The sequence below is a fragment of the Paraburkholderia sp. SIMBA_030 genome, assembly GCF_046535245.1.
Taxonomy (GTDB): Bacteria; Pseudomonadota; Gammaproteobacteria; order Burkholderiales; family Burkholderiaceae; genus Paraburkholderia.
On the sequence record NZ_JAWRXB010001145.1, the window covers coordinates 1 to 252 of the forward strand.

Annotated in this window: 1 protein-coding gene; it reads left to right on the forward strand. The window is 66.7% G+C overall.

What is annotated here, in order from left to right; translation table 11 throughout:
* The coding region (locus SB772_RS43615) for an MFS transporter (RefSeq protein ID WP_410838980.1) at nt 1–252 on the forward strand (252 nt) is incomplete at both ends.

Consider the following 252-nt stretch of genomic DNA (forward strand, 5'->3'; position numbering starts at 1 on the left):
GATCGTCAACGTATCGCTGTCGAGCCTCGCGACCGACCTGCACGCGAGCCTGTCGACGATCCAGTGGGTGACGAGCGGCTACCTGCTCGCGCTCACGCTGGTGTTGCCGCTGAACGGCTGGTTGGTCGACCGCATCGGTGCGAAGGCGCTGTACCTGTGGTGTTTCTCCGCGTTCACGCTGACGTCGGCGCTGTGCGGGCTCGCGTGGTCGGCGCCGTCGCTGATCGCGTTCCGCGTGTTGCAAGGCGTCAG